The organism is Amycolatopsis sp. NPDC004772, from assembly GCF_053601215.1.
The window spans coordinates 1-15,432 of the sequence record NZ_JBSGBK010000042.1; the positions used below are offsets into that span (position 1 = coordinate 1).

Sequence of the window (15,432 nt, forward strand, 5' to 3'; positions counted from 1 at the left end):
GGGCGCTCATCCTCGGCGGTGTGGGGGTGGGGGGGGGGGTTGTGGGGTGGTCGCCGGGCGACTCCCCACCCGCCTTACCACTCACGACCGCGAGGAGGTGGTGTGGTGGTGCTACGAGGCTTCGGCGGCGGGTTCCTCGGGAGCCGTCGGGTCGTCCGCGGTGCCCAGCGCGTTGCGCAGCCACTGCTCCACGCCCGCGACGTGCACGGTCGCCCACGAGCGGGCCAGTTCCGGTTCGCGCGCGGCGATGGCCTCGTAGATCGCCGTGTGCTGCTCGCGGGTCTTCGCGACCGCGCCCTCCTGGGTGAGCCCGCGCCAGATCCGGGCGCGGGCGGTCGGCCCGGACAGGCTGTCGAGCAGCGAGCACAGCACCGGGTTGCCCGAGCCGTCGGCGATCTTGCGGTGGAACTGCAGGTCGTTGGCGACCAGCGCCTCGACCGTCGGCGAGTCCTCCAGCTCGCCGAGCAGCGTGCCCAGCTCCGCGATGTCGGCGTCGCTCATGTGCAGGGCGGCCAGCGCGGTCGCGGCGGGCTCGAGGATCCGGCGCACGGCCAGGAAGTCGAGCACGGTGTCGTCGCGGTGGAAGTCGACCACGAACGTCATGGCGTCGAGCAGCAGGTTGGGCTCGAGGCTGGTGACGTACGTGCCGTCGCCCTGGCGGACGTCGAGGACCCTGATCAGGCACAACGCCTTGACGGCCTCCCGCAGGGAGCTGCGCGAGAGCCCGAGCCGCTGGGCCAGCTCGGCCTCCTTCGGCAGCCGGTCGCCCGGCGCCAGCTCGCCGGAGATGATCATGTCCTTGATCTTGTCGATCGCGACATCGGTGACGGGCATCGCGTCCGCCCTCCCTGCAACAGACCTCGGATGTTTCGGTGTTACTCCCCAGCGTGCCATGTCCCGGCGAAGGAGGGGCGATGACCCACCAGGGCACACCACAACGAGTGGCTCTGCACACCCGGCTCAAACCCGGCAAAGAGGCCGAGTACGAGTCCGTCCACGCGGTCATCCCGCCGGAACTGGACACCGCGTTGCGCGAAGCCGGTGTCCACTCCTGGCGGATCTGGCGTAACGGACTCGACCTGTTCCACGTCCTCGAAGTCGACGACTACGAAGCGATGCGCGCGGCGCTGCGGGACCACCCCGCGAACGTGCCGTGGCAGGCCAGGATGGCCGGGCTGCTGGCCGTCGAGGACGACTACTCCGGCGGCGACACCGGCATCGGACTGGTCTGGGAACTGCCGGTGAAGGAGTGACGGCGTTGGAACTCTCCCTGTCCCCGCTGGGGCTCGGCTGCGCGCAACTGGGCAACCTCTACCACGCGATCACCGACGAGACGGCGGCCGCGACCGTCCGGCGCGCGTGGGAGGAGGGCATCCGCTACTTCGACACCGCGCCGCACTACGGCCTCGGCCTGTCGGAGACCCGGCTCGGCGCGGCGCTGAGCGCATACCCGCGGGACGAGTACGTGCTTTCGACGAAGGTCGGCCGGGTGCTGGAGCCGAACCCCGGCGGCGCCGGCGCCCGCGACGACCAGGGCTTCGCGGTCCCGGCCGCGTACCGGCGCCGGTGGGACTTCAGCCGCGACGGCGTCCTGCGGTCCCTCGACGACAGCCTGACGCGGCTGGGCCTCGACCGCGTCGACATCGTGTACGTCCACGACCCCGACGACCACTTCGAGGAGGCGGTGTCGGGGGCGTTCCCGGCGTTGCGCGAGCTGCGGGAGCAGGGCGTGATCGGCGGGTTCGGCGCCGGGATGAACCAGGCGCCGATGCTGGCCGAGTTCGTCCGCCGCACCGACCTCGACGTCCTGCTGGTGGCCGGCCGCTACACGCTGCTCGACCAGCCGGCGCTGGACGAGCTGTTCCCGCTCTGCGCCGCGCGGGGCGTCGAGGTGGTGGCCGGGGGCGCGTTCAACGGCGGGATCCTGGCGACCGCCGAACCGGGCCGGGTCTACGACTACGCCGAAGCCCCGCCCGAGCTGGTCGAACGGGCCGGGCGGATCGCGGAGATCTGCGCGCGGCACGGCGTCGAGCTGCCGGAAGCCGCGCTGGCCCTGCCGATGGGGCATCCCGCGGTGGCGTCGGTGGTCGTCGGCGCGCACGATCCTTCGCAGGTGAGCGTCAACGCCCGGCGCGCGCGGGCCGCGGTGCCGCCGGCCCTGTGGACCGAGCTGATCGACGCGGGACTGCTGCGCGCCGACGTCGTCATCGCCGAAGGGGTCTCATGATCGACGCGCACCACCACCTTTGGGACCCCGCGCGGCGCGAGTACCCGTGGATGACGGGTGACGCCATGGACCCGATCCGGCGTCCGTACACCGTCGACGACCTGCGCGCGGTGACGAAGGCGGCGGGCGTGCACGCGACGGTCCTGGTCCAGACGGTGTCCTCGGCGGAGGAGACGGCGGAGTTCCTCGCGACGGCGGCCGCGGAGCCGGTGATCGCGGGTGTGGTCGGCTGGGTGGACCTCACCGCCGCGGACGTCGCCGACCGCCTGGCCGCCCTCGGCGGACCCCTGGTCGGCGTCCGGCACCAGGTGGAGAACGAGCCGGACGACGACTGGCTGCTGCGGCCCGAGGTGCTGGCCGGGCTGAGTGCCGTGGCGGCGGCGGGATTGGCGTTCGACCTGCTGGTGCGCCCTGCGCAGCTGCCGGCCGCGGCCGAGGTGGCGTTGCGCCTGCCGCAGCTGCGCCTGGTGCTGGACCACGCGGCGAAGCCCCCGATCGCGGCGGGGGAGTGGGAGCCGTGGGCGTCCGCCGTGGCGGCGCTGGCGGGGCGCGAGAACGTCGTGTGCAAGCTGTCCGGCCTGGTCACCGAAGCGGACTGGACGGGCTGGGAGGTCGGGCACCTGCGCCGGTACGTCGACCACGTGCTGGACGTGTTCGGCCCGGAGCGCCTGCTGTTCGGCTCGGACTGGCCGGTCTGCGAACTGGCGGCGTCCTACGAAGTGGTCCTCGACGCGGCGATCGCCCTGACGGGCTCGCTGTCGGACGCCGAGCGCCTGGCCGTCTTCGAGCACAACGCCCGCACGGTCTACGGGCTGGATGCGGGCGGGGTCACCTCCTCCAGGGGGTAAAAAAGGCGACCCCGCCCGCCCGCCGGTGTGGTCTCAGAACTCTTCGTCGCGGATCATGCCGCGCAGCCGGGTCAGGGCGCGGTGCTGCGTCACGCGGACGTTGCCCGCGGAGATGCCGAGCGCTTCGGCGGTTTCGGTGGCCGAGAAGCCGACGGCGATGCGCAGGGTCAGGATCTCCTGCTGCACGCGGGGCAGGGAGGCGAGCAGCCGGCCGAGGCGGGCGCCGAGGTCGAGGTGCAGCGCGTGGGACTCGGGCTCGTTGCCGGCGACGTGCGGGCTCTCCGGGAGCTCGGGGACGGGCTCGGAGCGGTCGCGGGCGACGGCGCGGTAGGCGTCGGCGACCTTGTTCGCGGCGATCGCGTGGACCAGGTAGAGGAAGGAGCCGCCGCGGTCCTGGTAGTCGGGCAGGGCCTTGAGCACGGCGAGGCAGACTTCCTGGGCGACGTCGTCGGCCGACAGGTAGGAGAGGTCACGGCCGCCCATGCGCGCGCGGCAGTAGCGGACCACCACCGGCTCGATCATCTGCAGCAGCGAGTGGATCGCCGCCGGGTTGCCCTCGCCCGCGTCCTTGACGAGGGGGTCGAGGTCCTCCTTGGTGAGCCGTCCGCCCGGGCGGGGCAGAGTCTCGGGGGTGCGATAATCGCGAAGGCTGGAAGCGGATTGTTCGGTGGTACTCGGCGGTGCCGTCATGGTCGTCTCCCCGGCCGACCCTCGACCGTCGCTGCCGGGGGTTCAACACTCCGTAACTGATCCATCGCAGATGCTCCGATGGATCGGGGCCGATCTGCGGTCCGTGCGACGCAGGGTAATCGTAAGCACCTCCAGGCGGGTCAGTCCAGATTTCAACGACCAATACCCCGTTAGCAGTATCGACCGTGATGTTCCCGCGACCCGCCCCCGCACATTGCGATTAATCGGTTTCAGGATGTGCCGAGTTCACTCGTCAGTGGAAGACGACCACGGAAGTGGCGGTCACGGTCACGGCGAGCGACGCAATGGCGGGCAGCAAGCGGCTCGGCGGCCCCGGTTCGGCGGCGCGCAAGGCCCGTTCGCGGTGCATCCCGATGGCTGCCAGCAGGGCAGATGTCCCGGCGGCGAGCACCACCGGGACCAGCGTGCCACCCCAATGGCGCTGGGCGGCGGAGTGCAGGAGCAGTACCGTGCAGGCGGCGGACGCCAGTGCGGTCCGCCGCCAGGCGAGCCCGGTGCGCTCGGCTTGGGCGCCCGCCGGGGTGGTCACGGCCGGATCTCGGTCGGCGTGTCGGTAGTTTTGACGTCACGATAATCGCGAAGCGGCGGTATTCGCGTCCAAGCGGGCCGCTCGCCCGGGGCCGGCCGGCCGGCTCGCGGGGAAAGCCGGGCGGACGGGCCGTTTTTCCCGGCCGTCACCGTCCGCTGCCATTCGTGTCACTCACGAGACCACCAGCAGTACGGCCGCGGCGACGGTCAGCGTCAGCAGGCCGCCCGTCAGCACCAGGATCGTCCGGCTCGGCGGCAGCGGCTGCCCGGCCCGCATCGCGATCTGCACCCGCCGCCAGCGCGGGTAGGCGGTCGCGGCGAGGACGGCGGCCAGCGCGACGCACAGCCCGGCGAGCACCGTGCTGGCCGCGGCCGGCGACGGCACGAGCTGGTGCACGGCGACGCCGCCCGCGAGCAGCCCGAGGGCGGTGCGGAGCCAGGCGAGGAAGGTGCGTTCGTTGGCCAGCGTGAAGCGGTAGTCCGGTTCGGTGCCGCCCGCGTGGGGCGTGATGCCGCCGGCCGCCTGGGTTTCGGTCGGCTTGATCTCGGCCGGTTTGGTCTCGGTCGGCTTGATCTCGGCCGGTTTGCTTTCGTCAGGGGCCACGTCCGCAGACGCTAGCCGGTGTGGGCGGGCGCGGCCGGGTCGGTGCGGTGCGCGAACACCCACCAGCGCAGCACGGCGAACCGCACGAACCCGCCGACGAGGCTGGCGAGCAGCAGGGTGCCGGTCTCCTCCCACGACGTCGGCCGGTCGACGAAGGCGTCGAGCAGGGCCAGCACGGCCGAGCCGTACAGGGCGTAGAAGGCGAAGGTGAGCAGGTCCTGCAGGTGCCGCTTGCCGGCGTTGCTGCGTCGCCCGGCGAAGGTGACGCGGCGGTGGAACTCGGTGTTGCCGACCGTGGTGAGCGCGATCGCGACCAGGTTCGCCACCTGGGAGCCGAGCTCGTCGCGCAGCAGGAGGAACAGGACGGCCTGGACGCCGGTCGTCACTACACCGGCCACGACGTACCACGCCGCGTGTGTGCCGAGCTCGTGGTGGCGGTCCGGATCGGTGGCGAGCAGCCGGCGCTCCGGTGCGCACCTGGTGGTGGCCATGATCCCAACCTAGCTGACATTCACAAACTTGTGAATGTGTTAAACCCTGTGATCCCTGCGACACCGGCACGTTTCGCCGCCCGGCCGGCCGGGGTAGGTCACCGGCGACGATGCTTCCGACGCGCCTGGAGGGCCAGTGAGTGACCGTGACTCGGCCGAACCGCAGAGCTTGAGTCCCAGCGAGGCGCTCGACGAGGACGAGCTGCGCGTGGATTCGCTCGAGGAGGGCATCGAGCCGCCCGAGCACTGGAGCGCCGCCGACCGGTACGGCACCACGCCCCGGGAGATCCGCGAAGGCGAGCCGATGGACCAGCGCCTGGCCGAAGAGATCCCGGACGCCGAGCCGGAGCCGGTCCCGGACCGCCCGCTCGCGGCCACGCCGGCGGCCGAGCTCGACGAGACGATCGAAGACGCACCGGCGGACTTCGAGCCGGTGGTCCCGGAGGACACGCTGCCCCGCCGTCATTCCAACCAGGGCCGCCGCGAGACGACGGACTACGCGGGCGAGTCGGTGGCGGACGCCATCCGCGCGGCAAGGCAGGGCTGATCCGCTCAGACTGCACGTCCGTGCGGACGCCCCTAGCGTGGGGAAAACATCGGACCGCGACGAAGGGAAGGCCGAAAATGCTGACCGTGACCGAAGCCGCCGCCGAGGCGATCACCGCACTGACCAGCCAGGGCGAGGGGGAAGCCGGACTGCGCCTGGCGGTCCAGAACGCCGACGGAGAGAGCGCCCAGCTGGCCCTGTCGGTGGCGCCCGAGCCCGCGGAGGGCGACAGCGTCCTGGGAGAGGCCGAGGGGCCGAAGGTGTTCCTCGAGCCGCAAGCGGCCGCGCTGCTGGACGACAAGGTCCTGGACGTCCAGGAGAACGAAGCGGGCGGCGTGGCCTTCGCCGTGCTTCCCCAGCACACGAGCTGACCGCGGCGGACGGGCCTTTCGCTCCTCGGGATGCGGAAGGTCCGTTCGCAGGCGGGCGCCGCGCAGCGCCGCGCGCCGCCGACCGCCGGTGGTGCTGGCCGCCGACTCCGCCGCTGGCTGCCTTGCGGTCGGCTGCCGACTCGGCCGACATCCGGTACCGCTGGCCGCTGGTCCCGCCGGTCGCCGGTGGCGCGAGGCCTGCCCGGCGGGTGCGCTTTGCGCACCCGATTGCCGGTCCCGTCGGCCGCTGGCCGCGCGAGCCTGTCCGGCGGGTGCGCTTTGCGCACCGCTTCCCCGGTTGCCGACTCCGCCGACCGCCGGTGCTGCTGGCTGCCGGTCCCGCCGGTCGCCGGTCTCGCAGGGCCTGCCCGGTGGGTGCGCTTTGCGCACCGCTTCCCCGGTTGCCGACTCCGCCGACCGCCGGTGCCGCCGGCTGCCGGTCCCGCCGATCGCCGGTCTCGCAAGGCCCGCCCGGCGAGTGCGCCCTCGCGCACCGCTCCCCGGCTGCCCTCGCGTCGAATCAGCCAAAGCCCCCGTCTACCCCTCCCTCCAAGCGCGAACCAGCTCCGCCGCCCGCTCCCGCAGCAACTCCGCCGCGTGCTTCCGCGCGTGGTCCAGCGAGGGCGCGTGGTCGATCAGCGCGCTGCTCCCCACCACTCCCAGCCGTGCCAAGCCCGCCGCGTCGAGCTGGATCCGCCCGGCCAGTGCCATCAACGGCACCCCGCGCGGCCGCGCTCGGTCGGCGATGCCCGCCGGGGCCTTTCCGTTGAGGCTCTGCTCGTCCAGCGATCCCTCGCCCGTGATCACCAGGTCCGCCCCGGTCAGCGCCTCGTCGACTCCGGTCAGTCCCGCGATGAGGTCGAACCCGGACTCCACGCTTGCCCCGAGCGCGATCGCGGCCGCCGCCACCCCGCCACCGGCGCCCGAACCCGGCACCCGCGTGACGTCCGGCGCGCCGCCCACCTGCAGTGCGTGCGCCCACCGCCCCAATCCCTCGTCGAGCAGCGCCACCTCCTCGGGGCCCGCCCCCTTCTGCGGCCCGAACACCGCCGCCGCGCCTTCCGGGCCCAGCAGCGGGTTCGTCACGTCCGTGGCGACCGCCACGCGCACGCCGTCCAGCCGGTCGCGCACCGGTGTCAGCTCCGTCGACGCCACCCGCGTCAACGTCCCGCCGCCCAGGCCGACCGGTGCGCCGAACGCGTCGAGCACGCCCGCGCCCAGGGCACCGAGCATCCCGGCGCCGCCGTCGGTGCTGGCCGTGCCTCCCACCGTGAGCACCAGCCGCTTCGCGCCGTGCACCAGCGCGTCCGCCAGGAGCTCGCCGACACCCCAGGTGTGCGCGGCCAGCGCTGTCGCCGGGGAGGGTTCGACGAATTCGATCCCGCACGCGCGCGCGGATTCGACGTACGCCGTGCCGTCCAATACCGCGTACCGCGCCTGGACCTGCTCGTCCAGCGGCCCGCGCACCGTCATCCGCACGATCCGCGCGCCCGCGGCCTCCAGTACGTCGAGGGTGCCCTCGCCGCCGTCGGCGACCGGGCACGTCACGATTTCCGCGTCCGGCAAGGCATCGCGCACGCCGAGCGCGATCGCCTCCGCGGCCTCGACCGCGGTCAGGCTGCCCTTGAACTTGTCGGGCGCGATGACGACCCGGGTCACGGCTTCACCTCCGTCAGCGGGGGACGCCCGGCGAGGACCGCCGCGACGTTGCGCGCGGCCAGCACGGCCATCGCGGTGCGAGTCTCGACCGTCGCCGACCCCAGGTGCGGGCTGAGCACGACGTCGTCCCGGCCGAGCAGCCGCGGTTCGACCTCGGGTTCCTTTTCGAACACGTCGAGCGCGGCGCCGGCGATCTCCCCGGCTTCCAGCGCGTCGGCCAGGGCGGCCTCGTCGACGACCGGGCCGCGGGTCGTGTTCACCAGGTACGCCCCGGGTTTCATGGCCCGCAGCGCCCCGGCGTCGATCAGGTGCCGCGTCTCGGGCGTCAGCGGGCAGTGCAGCGAGACGACGTCCGAACGCGCCAGCAGCTCCTCGAAGGACACGTACTCGGCGTCTGTGTCCTTTTTAGACCGTCCAGAATAGACAATCGACATCCCGAAGGCCGCTGCCCGGCGCGCCATCGCCTGCCCGATCTGCCCGTACCCGACGACGCCCAGCGTCTTGCCCTGCAGCCCGGAGCCGAGCAGGAAGCCGAGGTGGAACGACCACGGCGTGCGCGATCGCAGCAGCCGTTCGCCCTCGCCGAGCCGCCGCGTGACGGCCAGCAGCAGCCCGAAGGCGAGGTCGGCGGTGGCGTCGGTGAGGACGCCGGGCGTGTTGGTGACGACGATCCCGCGCGACGCCAGCGCCGGGACGTCCACGTTGTCGTACCCGACCGCGACGTTCGCGACCACCTTCAGCCCCGGCCCGGCGGCGTCGGCCAGCGCGCCGTCGAGCCGGTCGTGCAGCATGCCGACGACCGCCGACGCGCCGCGCACGAACTCGTGCAGTTCCGCAGGCGCCAGCGGACGATCGGCGGGGGAGACCTCCACATCGCCTGCCTCGGCGAGGAGCTTCACCGCGTCGTCGGGAATCCATCGGGTCACCGCGATCTTGGCCACGACGACAGCGTAGGGCACCCCACCGACATTTTTCGGGGGCTCGGGTGGCGGAGCCCCCGCCCCGGGGCGAAGCCCCGGATGTCACCGACAATTCAGCCCACGCGCGTCAGCCGCACCACCGCGCTCGCGTACCCGCTCCCCGGCAACGAGACGTCCAGCCCGTGGCTCAGCAACACCGCGCCGTGGTGCACGACGCCGTCCTGGTCGCGGTACGACCCGGCCGGGTCCAGCCCCGCGAGCCGCGGCGGCGTGATCGGCCGCGCGAACTCCGTGGGCCGCCGCCAGAAGAACACGACCGCGGAATCGCCGAGCACGTACTGCACCGCCGTCAGCGCCGAGACCGCCGGGTCGGCCAGCCGGTACTGCGTCCCGTGCTGCACCACCGGCCGGATCTCCTTGTACAGCGCCACGAGCGACGCCGCTTCGGCGAGTTCGCCCGGCGTCCAGCGCGGCAGGTCGCCGCCCAGGCCGAGCACGCCCGCCATCGCCACGTGGAACCGGAACCTCAGCGGCGCTTCCCGGTGCGTGGCCGGGTTCGGGCTGTCGGTCACCCAGGCCGACATCGTGCCCGCGGGGTAGATCTGGCCGTAGCCGTGCTGGATGGTGATCCGGTCGGCCGCGTCGGTGTTGTCCGACGCCCAGATCTCGTCGGTGCGCGCGAGGATCCCCAGATCGGTGCGCCCGCCGCCGCCCGCGCAGCCCTGGATCCGCAGGTGCGGGTGGTCGGTGCGCAGCCGGTCCAGGATCGCGTACACCGCCCGGATGTGGTCGACCCAGAGGCGTGCGGCGTCCGGACCGGCTTCGGGCCAGCCGGCCTCGGTGAACGCGCGGTTCATGTCCCACTTGAGGTAGTCGATGCCGTGCGCGCCGACCAGGCCGTCGAGCCACTTGTGGGCCCAGTCCGCGACGTCCGGGCGCGCGAAGTTCAGCACGAGCTGGTTGCGCAACGTCGTCCGGGAGCGGTGCGCCATGTGCAGCACCCAGTCCGGGTGCGCGCGGTAGAGGTCGCTGTCCGGGTTGACCATCTCCGGCTCGACCCACAACCCGAACTGCATCCCGTGCGCGTGGACGGCATCGACGAGGGGCTGCAACCCGGCGGGGAAGCGCTGTTCGTTGGCGGTCCAGTCGCCGAGGCCGGCGGTGTCGCCGCTGCGGGCCCCGAACCAGCCGTCGTCCATGACGAACAGCTCCGCGCCCAGTTTCGCGGCCGCCGCGGCGAGCTCGGTCTCGGTCCGCTCGTCGACGTCCCAGCCGGTCGCCTCCCAGGAGTTGTAGACGATCGGCCGCAGCTCGCCCGGGTGCGGCTGGACGAACTCGCGGACGTACGCGTGCCACCGCCGGCTCGTCCCGCCGAAGCCGTCGGCCGCGTAGAGCCCGGCGAACACCGGCGTCTCCCACGTTTCGCCCGGCTGCAGCCGCCAGGCGACGTGCTCGTGGCCGAACCCGCCGGTCCAGGTGACGCGGCCGGTGTGCGTGCGCTCGACGGTGATCCGCCAGCTCCCGCTCCACGCCAGCGCGGAAGACCACACTTCGCCGGTTGTCTCCGTCGCGTCGCCCGCGTCGAGCATCACCCACGGGTTGACCTGGTGGCTGGAGGCGCCGCGGCGGCTGGTGAGCGTGGTTTCGCCGACCGGCAGCGGTTCGCGCAGCACGCCGTACTCGGCGCTCCACGCCCCGGACGTCCGGCTCAGCCGCGCGCCCTCGCGCCGGGGGAGCGTCCACGACGCGGAATCGGTGCGCAGCAACGCGATCGGCTCTTCGGAACCGGTGTGCCGCAGCGACGTCCAGCGCTCGACGACGTCCCCGCGGACGCGGTAGTGCAGGGACAGCTCCAGGGGGTAGTGCCGGTCGGCGAGCCGGACGACGAGCGCGTCGTCTTCGAGCGCGAAGCCGTCGTAGCGCCACTCGAGCGCCGAAGTCCCGTCGGCGTAGCGCACGGCCAGCGCCGCGACGCCGAAGAAGGCGCCGCCCTCGGCCGGGAGTTCCTGCCGCTCGTCGCCGGGCTCGTCGAAGCTGCTGTCGGCCGGGTTGCGGCGCGCGGCGACCTGCGTGGCCTGGGCCAGGGTCAGCGGCGGGCCCCAGTGGACGTGCCGCGGGCGGTCGTCGGCGTCCAGCCGGAAGGCGTACGAGCTCTCGGGGGTGCGCAGCAGCCACAGCCGGTGCGCGGGGTCGTGTTCGACGAGCGACATGCCCGACAGCGTAGAGCTGACCAGGCCGAAAATAAATTCTTGACGAAGTTAATTAAATCTCTCTACCCTTCCGGCCATGCCTCGCAGTGCACCGGCAAGGGCGCCGATCACCAGTCCCGCGGCCGCGACCGTGTTCACCACGGTCCTGACCGAGGGGCCGGTTTCCCGCGTCGACGTCGCCCGCCGCACCGGGCTCTCCTCCGCCGCGGTCACCAAGGCCGCCCGGCCCTTCATCGAGGCCGGCTACCTCGAAGAACTCGCCTCCGAAGGCCGCACCGCGCCCGGGGCCGGCCGCCCGGCGAACCCCCTGGCCATCCGGCCGGACCGCGAGTACTTCGTCGGCGTCAAGATCACCGGTGACGACCTGATCGGCGTGGTCACCGATCTGCGCGCCGACGTCCGGGCCAGCGCCCACCACGCCCTGACCGGCCACGACGTCGGGCACGTCGTCCGCGCGCTGGCCGATCTCGTCGGCGAGCTGCTGACCGGCACCCTCCGCGAGCGCGCCTACTGCCTCGGGATCGCGGTGTCGGGCGACGTCGACCGCGCGTCCGGCGTCGTCCGGTACTCCCCGTTCCTCGGCTGGCGGGACGTGCTGCTGGCCGAACTCCTCGAGGAGGCCACCGGACTGACCGTGACCCTCGAAAACGACGTCAAGGCCCTCGCCGTCGCCGAGCAGTGGTTCGGCGAAGGGGTCGGCGCGTCGTCGTTCGCGCTGGTCACCGTGGGCACCGGCATCGGCAGCGCGCTGGTCGTCCACGGCGACCTGGTCCGGGGTGCGCACGGTGTCGCCGGCGAGATCGGGCACGTCCCGGTCGCCGACGGCGGACCGTCGTGCCACTGCGGCGGACAGGGCTGCGTCGAGGCGATCGCGTCCACCGAAGCGATCCTGACGCGTGCCCGGCAGGTCACCGGCGAGCCCGGCCTGTCGATGGCCGACGCCGTGACGCGGGCCCGCGGCGGCGACGAGCCGCTCCGGGAGGTCTTCGCCGGGGCGGGGCACGCGATCGGCCTCGGGCTGGCCGCGCTGGTCAACCTGTTCGGCCCGGAACGAGTGGTCGTCTCGGGTGAGGGCGTCGCCACCTACGACCTGTTCGAAGACCAGATCCGCCGGACCTTCGCGGTCCAGGCGTTCGGCAGCGCGGCCCGGTGCGGCCTGGTCATCCGGCCGCTGCCGTTCGAGGAGTGGGCCCGCGGTGCCGCCGCGGTCGCCGTCCAGAGCCTTTTCGCGTCAGAAAGCGTCTAAGGAGACACCGTGAGCCCCATGAATCGTCGTAGCTTCCTGGTCGGTTCGGTCCTCTTCGCCGGGGGAGCGGCCCTCGCGGGTTGCACCTCGGACCCGTTGAACAAGAACGCCTCCTCTTCGGGCGCGAAGGTCACGTTGCAGCAGTGGTACCACGCGTACGGCGAATCCGGGACGCAGCAGGCGGTCCAGCGGTACGCGCAGGAGTTCACCAAGGCCAACCCGGACATCGCGATCAACGTCAGCTGGATCGCCGGCGACTACGAGACCAAGCTGAACTCGGCGATGCTCACCGCGCAGGCCCCGGACCTGTTCGAGCTGGGTGACTTCCGGTACCAGAACGTCAAGAACGGCCTGCTCGCGCCGCTTGACGACGTGGTCGGCCCGGTCAAAGCCGACTTCAGCCCGGCCGCGCTGGACACCGTGACCGTCGACGGCAAGGTCTACGGCGTCAAGATGATCGACGACGTCATGATGCTGTACTACCGCAAGAGCGCGCTGCAGGCCGCGGGCGTCCAGCCGCCGCAGACGTTCGCCGAGCTCCTGGAAGCGACGAGGAAGCTGAACAACGGCAAGCAGAAGGGCCTCTACGTCGGCACCGACGGCGTCGGCGAGGCGGCGACGCTCCTGCTCTGGTCGTCCGGCGGGGACTTCTTCGACGCGAGCGGCAAGAAGGTCGCGTTCGCCTCGCCCGAAGCGATCGCCGCGATCGGCGGGCTCAAGCAGCTGCACGACACCGGCGGCCTGCTCCAGGGCTACCCGACCGACTGGTCCGACCCGGGCGCGTTCACCGGAGGCGCCACGGCCATGCAGTGGGGTGGCCTGTGGTCGCTGCCGGACATCAAGAAGGCCCTGGGCGACGACTTCGGCGTCGTCGCGTGGCCGAAGTTCGGCGACGCGGGCAAGCCGGTCGCCCGCGTCGGCGGCTGGTACCAGCTGGCGAACGCGAAGTCGGCGAACCTCGACGCCGTCAAGAAGTACATCGACTGGCTGTGGATCAAGAACGCCGACCTGCAGAAGGACTGGTGCGTCCAGTACGGCTTCCACATCCCGGCCCGCAAGGAGGTCGCGGCGCGGACGACCGAGTTCTCGAGCGGGCCCGCGAAGGACGCCGTGACGATCTCGCAGCAGTTCGGCAAGTCCTACTCGGGGCTGTGGAACAAGGCGTCGGCGACGCTGTTCCTGCAGGCCGCGACGAAGATCGCGAACGGGCAGGCCGACCCGGCCGCCGAACTCGGCGACGCGGCGAAGAAGGCGCAGGCCGAAGTCGACAAGCAGCTGGCATGACGGCCCTGATGGAGGCGCCGGCCGTCTCGGCGCCGGCGAAGCCGCGCCGCCGGCGTCGCGACTGGCGGGCGATCGGCGCGTTCGCGGTGCTCACCGGGCCGGTCGTGCTCGGGCTGGGGCTGTTCAAGTACGTCGCCATCGCGTGGAGCTTCCTGCTCAGCTTCAACGACGCTCGCGGCACCATCACGCTCGGGCACTGGATCGGCTTCGGCAACTACGCGTTCCTGCTGGGCGACGACGCCTTCCTGACCTCGTTGACGACGATCGCGCTCTTCACGGTCTTCATCGTGCCGATCACCTTCGTCGCGTCGCTGGGGCTCGCGGTGCTGATCAACAGCATCAAGCGCGGCAGGGCCTTCTTCCGGACCGTGTTCCTGATCCCGGCCGCGGTGTCCTACGTCGTCGCCGCGCTGGTGTGGAAGATGGCGCTGTTCAACGGGCTGCCGTCCGGGGTCGCGAACGTCGTCGGCGGGCTGTTCGGCGCCGACCCGGTGCCGTGGCTGTCGACGACGAGCCCGCCGGTGTACTGGGTCGCGGTCGTGACGCTGCGGCTGTGGCTGCAGGTCGGGCTGTACATGATCCTGTTCCTGGCCGGGCTGCAGGCGATCCCGCCGTCGCTGTACGAAGCCGGCGAGCTGGACGGCACGACGAAGTGGCAGGCCTTCCGCCACCTCACGCTGCCGCAGCTGCGGAACACGTCCGTGGCCGTGCTGCTGCTGATCCTCATCGCCGCGTTCCAGGCGTTCGACGAGTTCTACAACCTGTTCGGCACCGGGCTGTCCGGCACGGCGACCGCGCCGGTGAAACCGCCGCTGGTCTACCTGTACGACTCCGCGCTCGGCGACCAGAACTACGGCGTCGGCTCGGCCGGGGCCTTCCTGCTGACGGTGATCATCGTCGTGATCACGCTGCTGCAGGGCCGGTTCGTCGGCTTCGGGAAGAAGGACTGATGGCCGTTCTGCCGGTGTCCCGGAAGGCGCCCAAGTACGTCCTGGCGTCCGTGCTGTCGCTGGTCTTCCTGCTGCCGTTCTACATCATGCTGCGCAACGCGCTGATGACGCGGCAGCAGGTCAGCTCGCCGGACTGGGCGTGGCTGCCGGACCCGCTGTCGTGGGTCAACTTCGGCGACCTGTTCGCCGACGCCTCGGTGCCCATGGCGCACGCGCTGGGGAACTCGTTCCTGGTCGCGGTGGTGACGGCCCCGGTCGGCACGCTCTTCGGCTCGATGGCGGGGTACGCGCTGGCCCGGATCAACGTTCCCGGGCGGCGCTTCGTGTTCACCTACGTGCTGGTCACGCTGATGATCCCGCAGTCGGTGACGTTCGTGCCGACGTTCGTCGTCGTCGGCTCGATGGGCGGGGTCAACACCGAGTGGGGCATCATCGCGCCGAACCTGTTCAGCGCGTTCACGGTGATCCTGTTCCGCAACTTCTACCTGCGGTTCCCGGCCGAGATCGAGGAGGCCGGGCGGCTCGACGGGCTCGGTTACCTCGGCGTCTACCGGCGCCTGGTGCTGCCGAACTCCGGGAGCATGATCGCCTCGCTCGGGGCGCTGATGTTCATCGAAAGCTGGAACGCGTTCCTGTGGCCGCTGGTCATCGGGCAGGACCCGTCGTCGTGGACCGCGCAGATCGCGCTTTCGACGTTCCTGACCGCGCAGTCGGTCAACCTGCCGGCGCTGTTCGCCGGTGCTCTGGTCACCATCGCGCCGCTGGTCGCGATGTTCCTGGTCGCCCAGCGGTTCATCGTCCGCGGGATCGCGGCCAGCGGGCTCAAGGAATAGGTC

The 15,432-nt window shown here is 72.0% G+C and carries 17 protein-coding genes; 9 read left to right on the plus strand and 8 right to left on the minus strand.

Going from position 1 to position 15,432, the window contains the following annotated elements; translation table 11 throughout:
• Nucleotides 1-111: 111 nt before the first annotated feature.
• A complete protein-coding gene (locus ACWEF6_RS24145; RefSeq protein ID WP_449685023.1) occupies nt 112-834 on the minus strand; it encodes a FadR/GntR family transcriptional regulator in 723 nt (240 codons plus the stop codon).
• 80 nt (nt 835-914) lie between these two features.
• Here ACWEF6_RS24145 and ACWEF6_RS24150 point away from each other — a divergent pair, with 80 nt between their 5' ends.
• The 3 genes from ACWEF6_RS24150 to ACWEF6_RS24160 are packed head-to-tail and all read left to right on the plus strand — an operon-like array spanning nt 915 to nt 3,075.
• Nucleotides 915-1,253: an L-rhamnose mutarotase gene (locus ACWEF6_RS24150; protein ID WP_449685024.1), complete on the plus strand. Its 339-nt coding sequence runs from the start codon at nt 915-917 to the stop codon at nt 1,251-1,253.
• A 5-nt stretch (nt 1,254-1,258) separates the two neighbouring features.
• Complete coding sequence (locus tag ACWEF6_RS24155; protein WP_449685025.1) at nt 1,259-2,227, plus strand: aldo/keto reductase; 969 nt, start codon at nt 1,259-1,261, stop codon at nt 2,225-2,227.
• Entirely contained in the window at nt 2,224-3,075 is an 852-nt protein-coding gene (locus ACWEF6_RS24160; RefSeq protein ID WP_449685026.1) for an amidohydrolase family protein, read from the plus strand. Before ACWEF6_RS24155 ends, ACWEF6_RS24160 begins: the two co-directional genes overlap by 4 nt.
• A gap of 33 nt (nt 3,076-3,108) precedes the next feature.
• On the opposite strand, the gene shbA is transcribed toward ACWEF6_RS24160, so the two are convergent.
• The 4 genes from shbA to ACWEF6_RS24180 all read right to left on the minus strand — a co-directional run bounded on the left by shbA (nt 3,109) and on the right by ACWEF6_RS24180 (nt 5,409).
• Nucleotides 3,109-3,765, minus strand: coding sequence for an RNA polymerase sigma factor ShbA (shbA, locus tag ACWEF6_RS24165; RefSeq protein WP_449679741.1), 657 nt, complete (start codon nt 3,763-3,765; stop codon nt 3,109-3,111).
• A 253-nt stretch (nt 3,766-4,018) separates the two neighbouring features.
• Nucleotides 4,019-4,315: a DUF202 domain-containing protein gene (locus ACWEF6_RS24170; RefSeq protein WP_449685027.1), complete on the minus strand. Its 297-nt coding sequence runs from the start codon at nt 4,313-4,315 to the stop codon at nt 4,019-4,021.
• Nucleotides 4,316-4,486: 171 nt separating this feature from the next.
• Nucleotides 4,487-4,858 carry a YidH family protein gene (locus ACWEF6_RS24175; protein ID WP_449685077.1) on the minus strand — a complete coding sequence of 124 codons (372 nt, stop codon included), beginning with the start codon at nt 4,856-4,858 and terminating at the stop codon, nt 4,487-4,489.
• Nucleotides 4,859-4,929: 71 nt separating this feature from the next.
• On the minus strand, nt 4,930-5,409 hold the full coding sequence (locus tag ACWEF6_RS24180; protein ID WP_449685028.1) for a GtrA family protein: 480 nt from the start codon (nt 5,407-5,409) through the stop codon (nt 4,930-4,932).
• Nucleotides 5,410-5,545: 136 nt separating this feature from the next.
• On the opposite strand from ACWEF6_RS24180, the gene ACWEF6_RS24185 reads away from it, so the two are divergent.
• Together ACWEF6_RS24185 and ACWEF6_RS24190 are read left to right on the plus strand one after the other, a co-directional pair.
• Complete coding sequence (locus tag ACWEF6_RS24185; protein ID WP_449685029.1) at nt 5,546-5,956, plus strand: hypothetical protein; 411 nt, start codon at nt 5,546-5,548, stop codon at nt 5,954-5,956.
• A gap of 77 nt (nt 5,957-6,033) precedes the next feature.
• Entirely contained in the window at nt 6,034-6,327 is a 294-nt protein-coding gene (locus ACWEF6_RS24190) for an iron-sulfur cluster biosynthesis family protein (protein ID WP_449685030.1), read from the plus strand.
• 537 nt (nt 6,328-6,864) lie between these two features.
• Here the strand turns inward: ACWEF6_RS24190 and ACWEF6_RS24195 are convergent.
• From ACWEF6_RS24195 to ACWEF6_RS24205, 3 genes are all read right to left on the minus strand, one after another.
• Entirely contained in the window at nt 6,865-7,986 is a 1,122-nt protein-coding gene (locus ACWEF6_RS24195; protein ID WP_449685031.1) for a glycerate kinase, read from the minus strand.
• On the minus strand, nt 7,983-8,927 hold the full coding sequence (locus ACWEF6_RS24200; protein ID WP_449685032.1) for a 2-hydroxyacid dehydrogenase: 945 nt from the start codon (nt 8,925-8,927) through the stop codon (nt 7,983-7,985). Before ACWEF6_RS24200 ends, ACWEF6_RS24195 begins: the two co-directional genes overlap by 4 nt.
• 92 nt (nt 8,928-9,019) lie before the next feature.
• The gene (locus tag ACWEF6_RS24205; RefSeq protein WP_449685033.1) at nt 9,020-11,116 is read right to left on the minus strand and encodes an alpha-galactosidase; all 2,097 of its coding nucleotides are present in this window, start codon (nt 11,114-11,116) and stop codon (nt 9,020-9,022) included.
• A 76-nt stretch (nt 11,117-11,192) separates the two neighbouring features.
• Here ACWEF6_RS24205 and ACWEF6_RS24210 point away from each other — a divergent pair, with 76 nt between their 5' ends.
• Genes ACWEF6_RS24210 through ACWEF6_RS24225 form a run of 4 tightly spaced genes read left to right on the plus strand, consistent with a single transcriptional unit; the run spans nt 11,193 to nt 15,429 of the window.
• Complete coding sequence (locus tag ACWEF6_RS24210) at nt 11,193-12,362, plus strand: ROK family protein (RefSeq protein WP_449685034.1); 1,170 nt, start codon at nt 11,193-11,195, stop codon at nt 12,360-12,362.
• Nucleotides 12,363-12,380: 18 nt separating this feature from the next.
• A complete protein-coding gene (locus tag ACWEF6_RS24215; RefSeq protein ID WP_449685078.1) occupies nt 12,381-13,646 on the plus strand; it encodes an ABC transporter substrate-binding protein in 1,266 nt (421 codons plus the stop codon).
• On the plus strand, nt 13,643-14,596 hold the full coding sequence (locus ACWEF6_RS24220) for a carbohydrate ABC transporter permease (protein ID WP_449685035.1): 954 nt from the start codon (nt 13,643-13,645) through the stop codon (nt 14,594-14,596). Before ACWEF6_RS24215 ends, ACWEF6_RS24220 begins: the two co-directional genes overlap by 4 nt.
• On the plus strand, nt 14,596-15,429 hold the full coding sequence (locus tag ACWEF6_RS24225) for a carbohydrate ABC transporter permease (RefSeq protein ID WP_449685036.1): 834 nt from the start codon (nt 14,596-14,598) through the stop codon (nt 15,427-15,429). The genes ACWEF6_RS24220 and ACWEF6_RS24225 overlap by 1 nt, the downstream gene beginning before the upstream one ends.
• Nucleotides 15,430-15,432: the final 3 nt, after the last annotated feature.

Bases quoted from the DNA above. Each gene is read 5' to 3' on its own strand.
- ACWEF6_RS24220 (WP_449685035.1), top strand. From the start codon at position 13,643: ATGACGGCCCTGATGGAGGCGCCGGCCGTCTCGGCGCCGGCGAAGCCG.
- ACWEF6_RS24215 (WP_449685078.1), top strand. From the start codon at position 12,381: ATGAATCGTCGTAGCTTCCTGGTCGGTTCGGTCCTCTTCGCCGGGGGA.
- ACWEF6_RS24180 (WP_449685028.1), bottom strand. From the start codon at position 5,409: ATGGCCACCACCAGGTGCGCACCGGAGCGCCGGCTGCTCGCCACCGAT.
- ACWEF6_RS24205 (WP_449685033.1), bottom strand. From the start codon at position 11,116: ATGTCGCTCGTCGAACACGACCCCGCGCACCGGCTGTGGCTGCTGCGC.
- ACWEF6_RS24190 (WP_449685030.1), top strand. From the start codon at position 6,034: ATGCTGACCGTGACCGAAGCCGCCGCCGAGGCGATCACCGCACTGACC.
- ACWEF6_RS24145 (WP_449685023.1), bottom strand. From the start codon at position 834: ATGCCCGTCACCGATGTCGCGATCGACAAGATCAAGGACATGATCATC.
- ACWEF6_RS24150 (WP_449685024.1), top strand. From the start codon at position 915: ATGACCCACCAGGGCACACCACAACGAGTGGCTCTGCACACCCGGCTC.
- ACWEF6_RS24160 (WP_449685026.1), top strand. From the start codon at position 2,224: ATGATCGACGCGCACCACCACCTTTGGGACCCCGCGCGGCGCGAGTAC.
- ACWEF6_RS24210 (WP_449685034.1), top strand. From the start codon at position 11,193: ATGCCTCGCAGTGCACCGGCAAGGGCGCCGATCACCAGTCCCGCGGCC.
- shbA (WP_449679741.1), bottom strand. From the start codon at position 3,765: ATGACGGCACCGCCGAGTACCACCGAACAATCCGCTTCCAGCCTTCGC.
- ACWEF6_RS24225 (WP_449685036.1), top strand. From the start codon at position 14,596: ATGGCCGTTCTGCCGGTGTCCCGGAAGGCGCCCAAGTACGTCCTGGCG.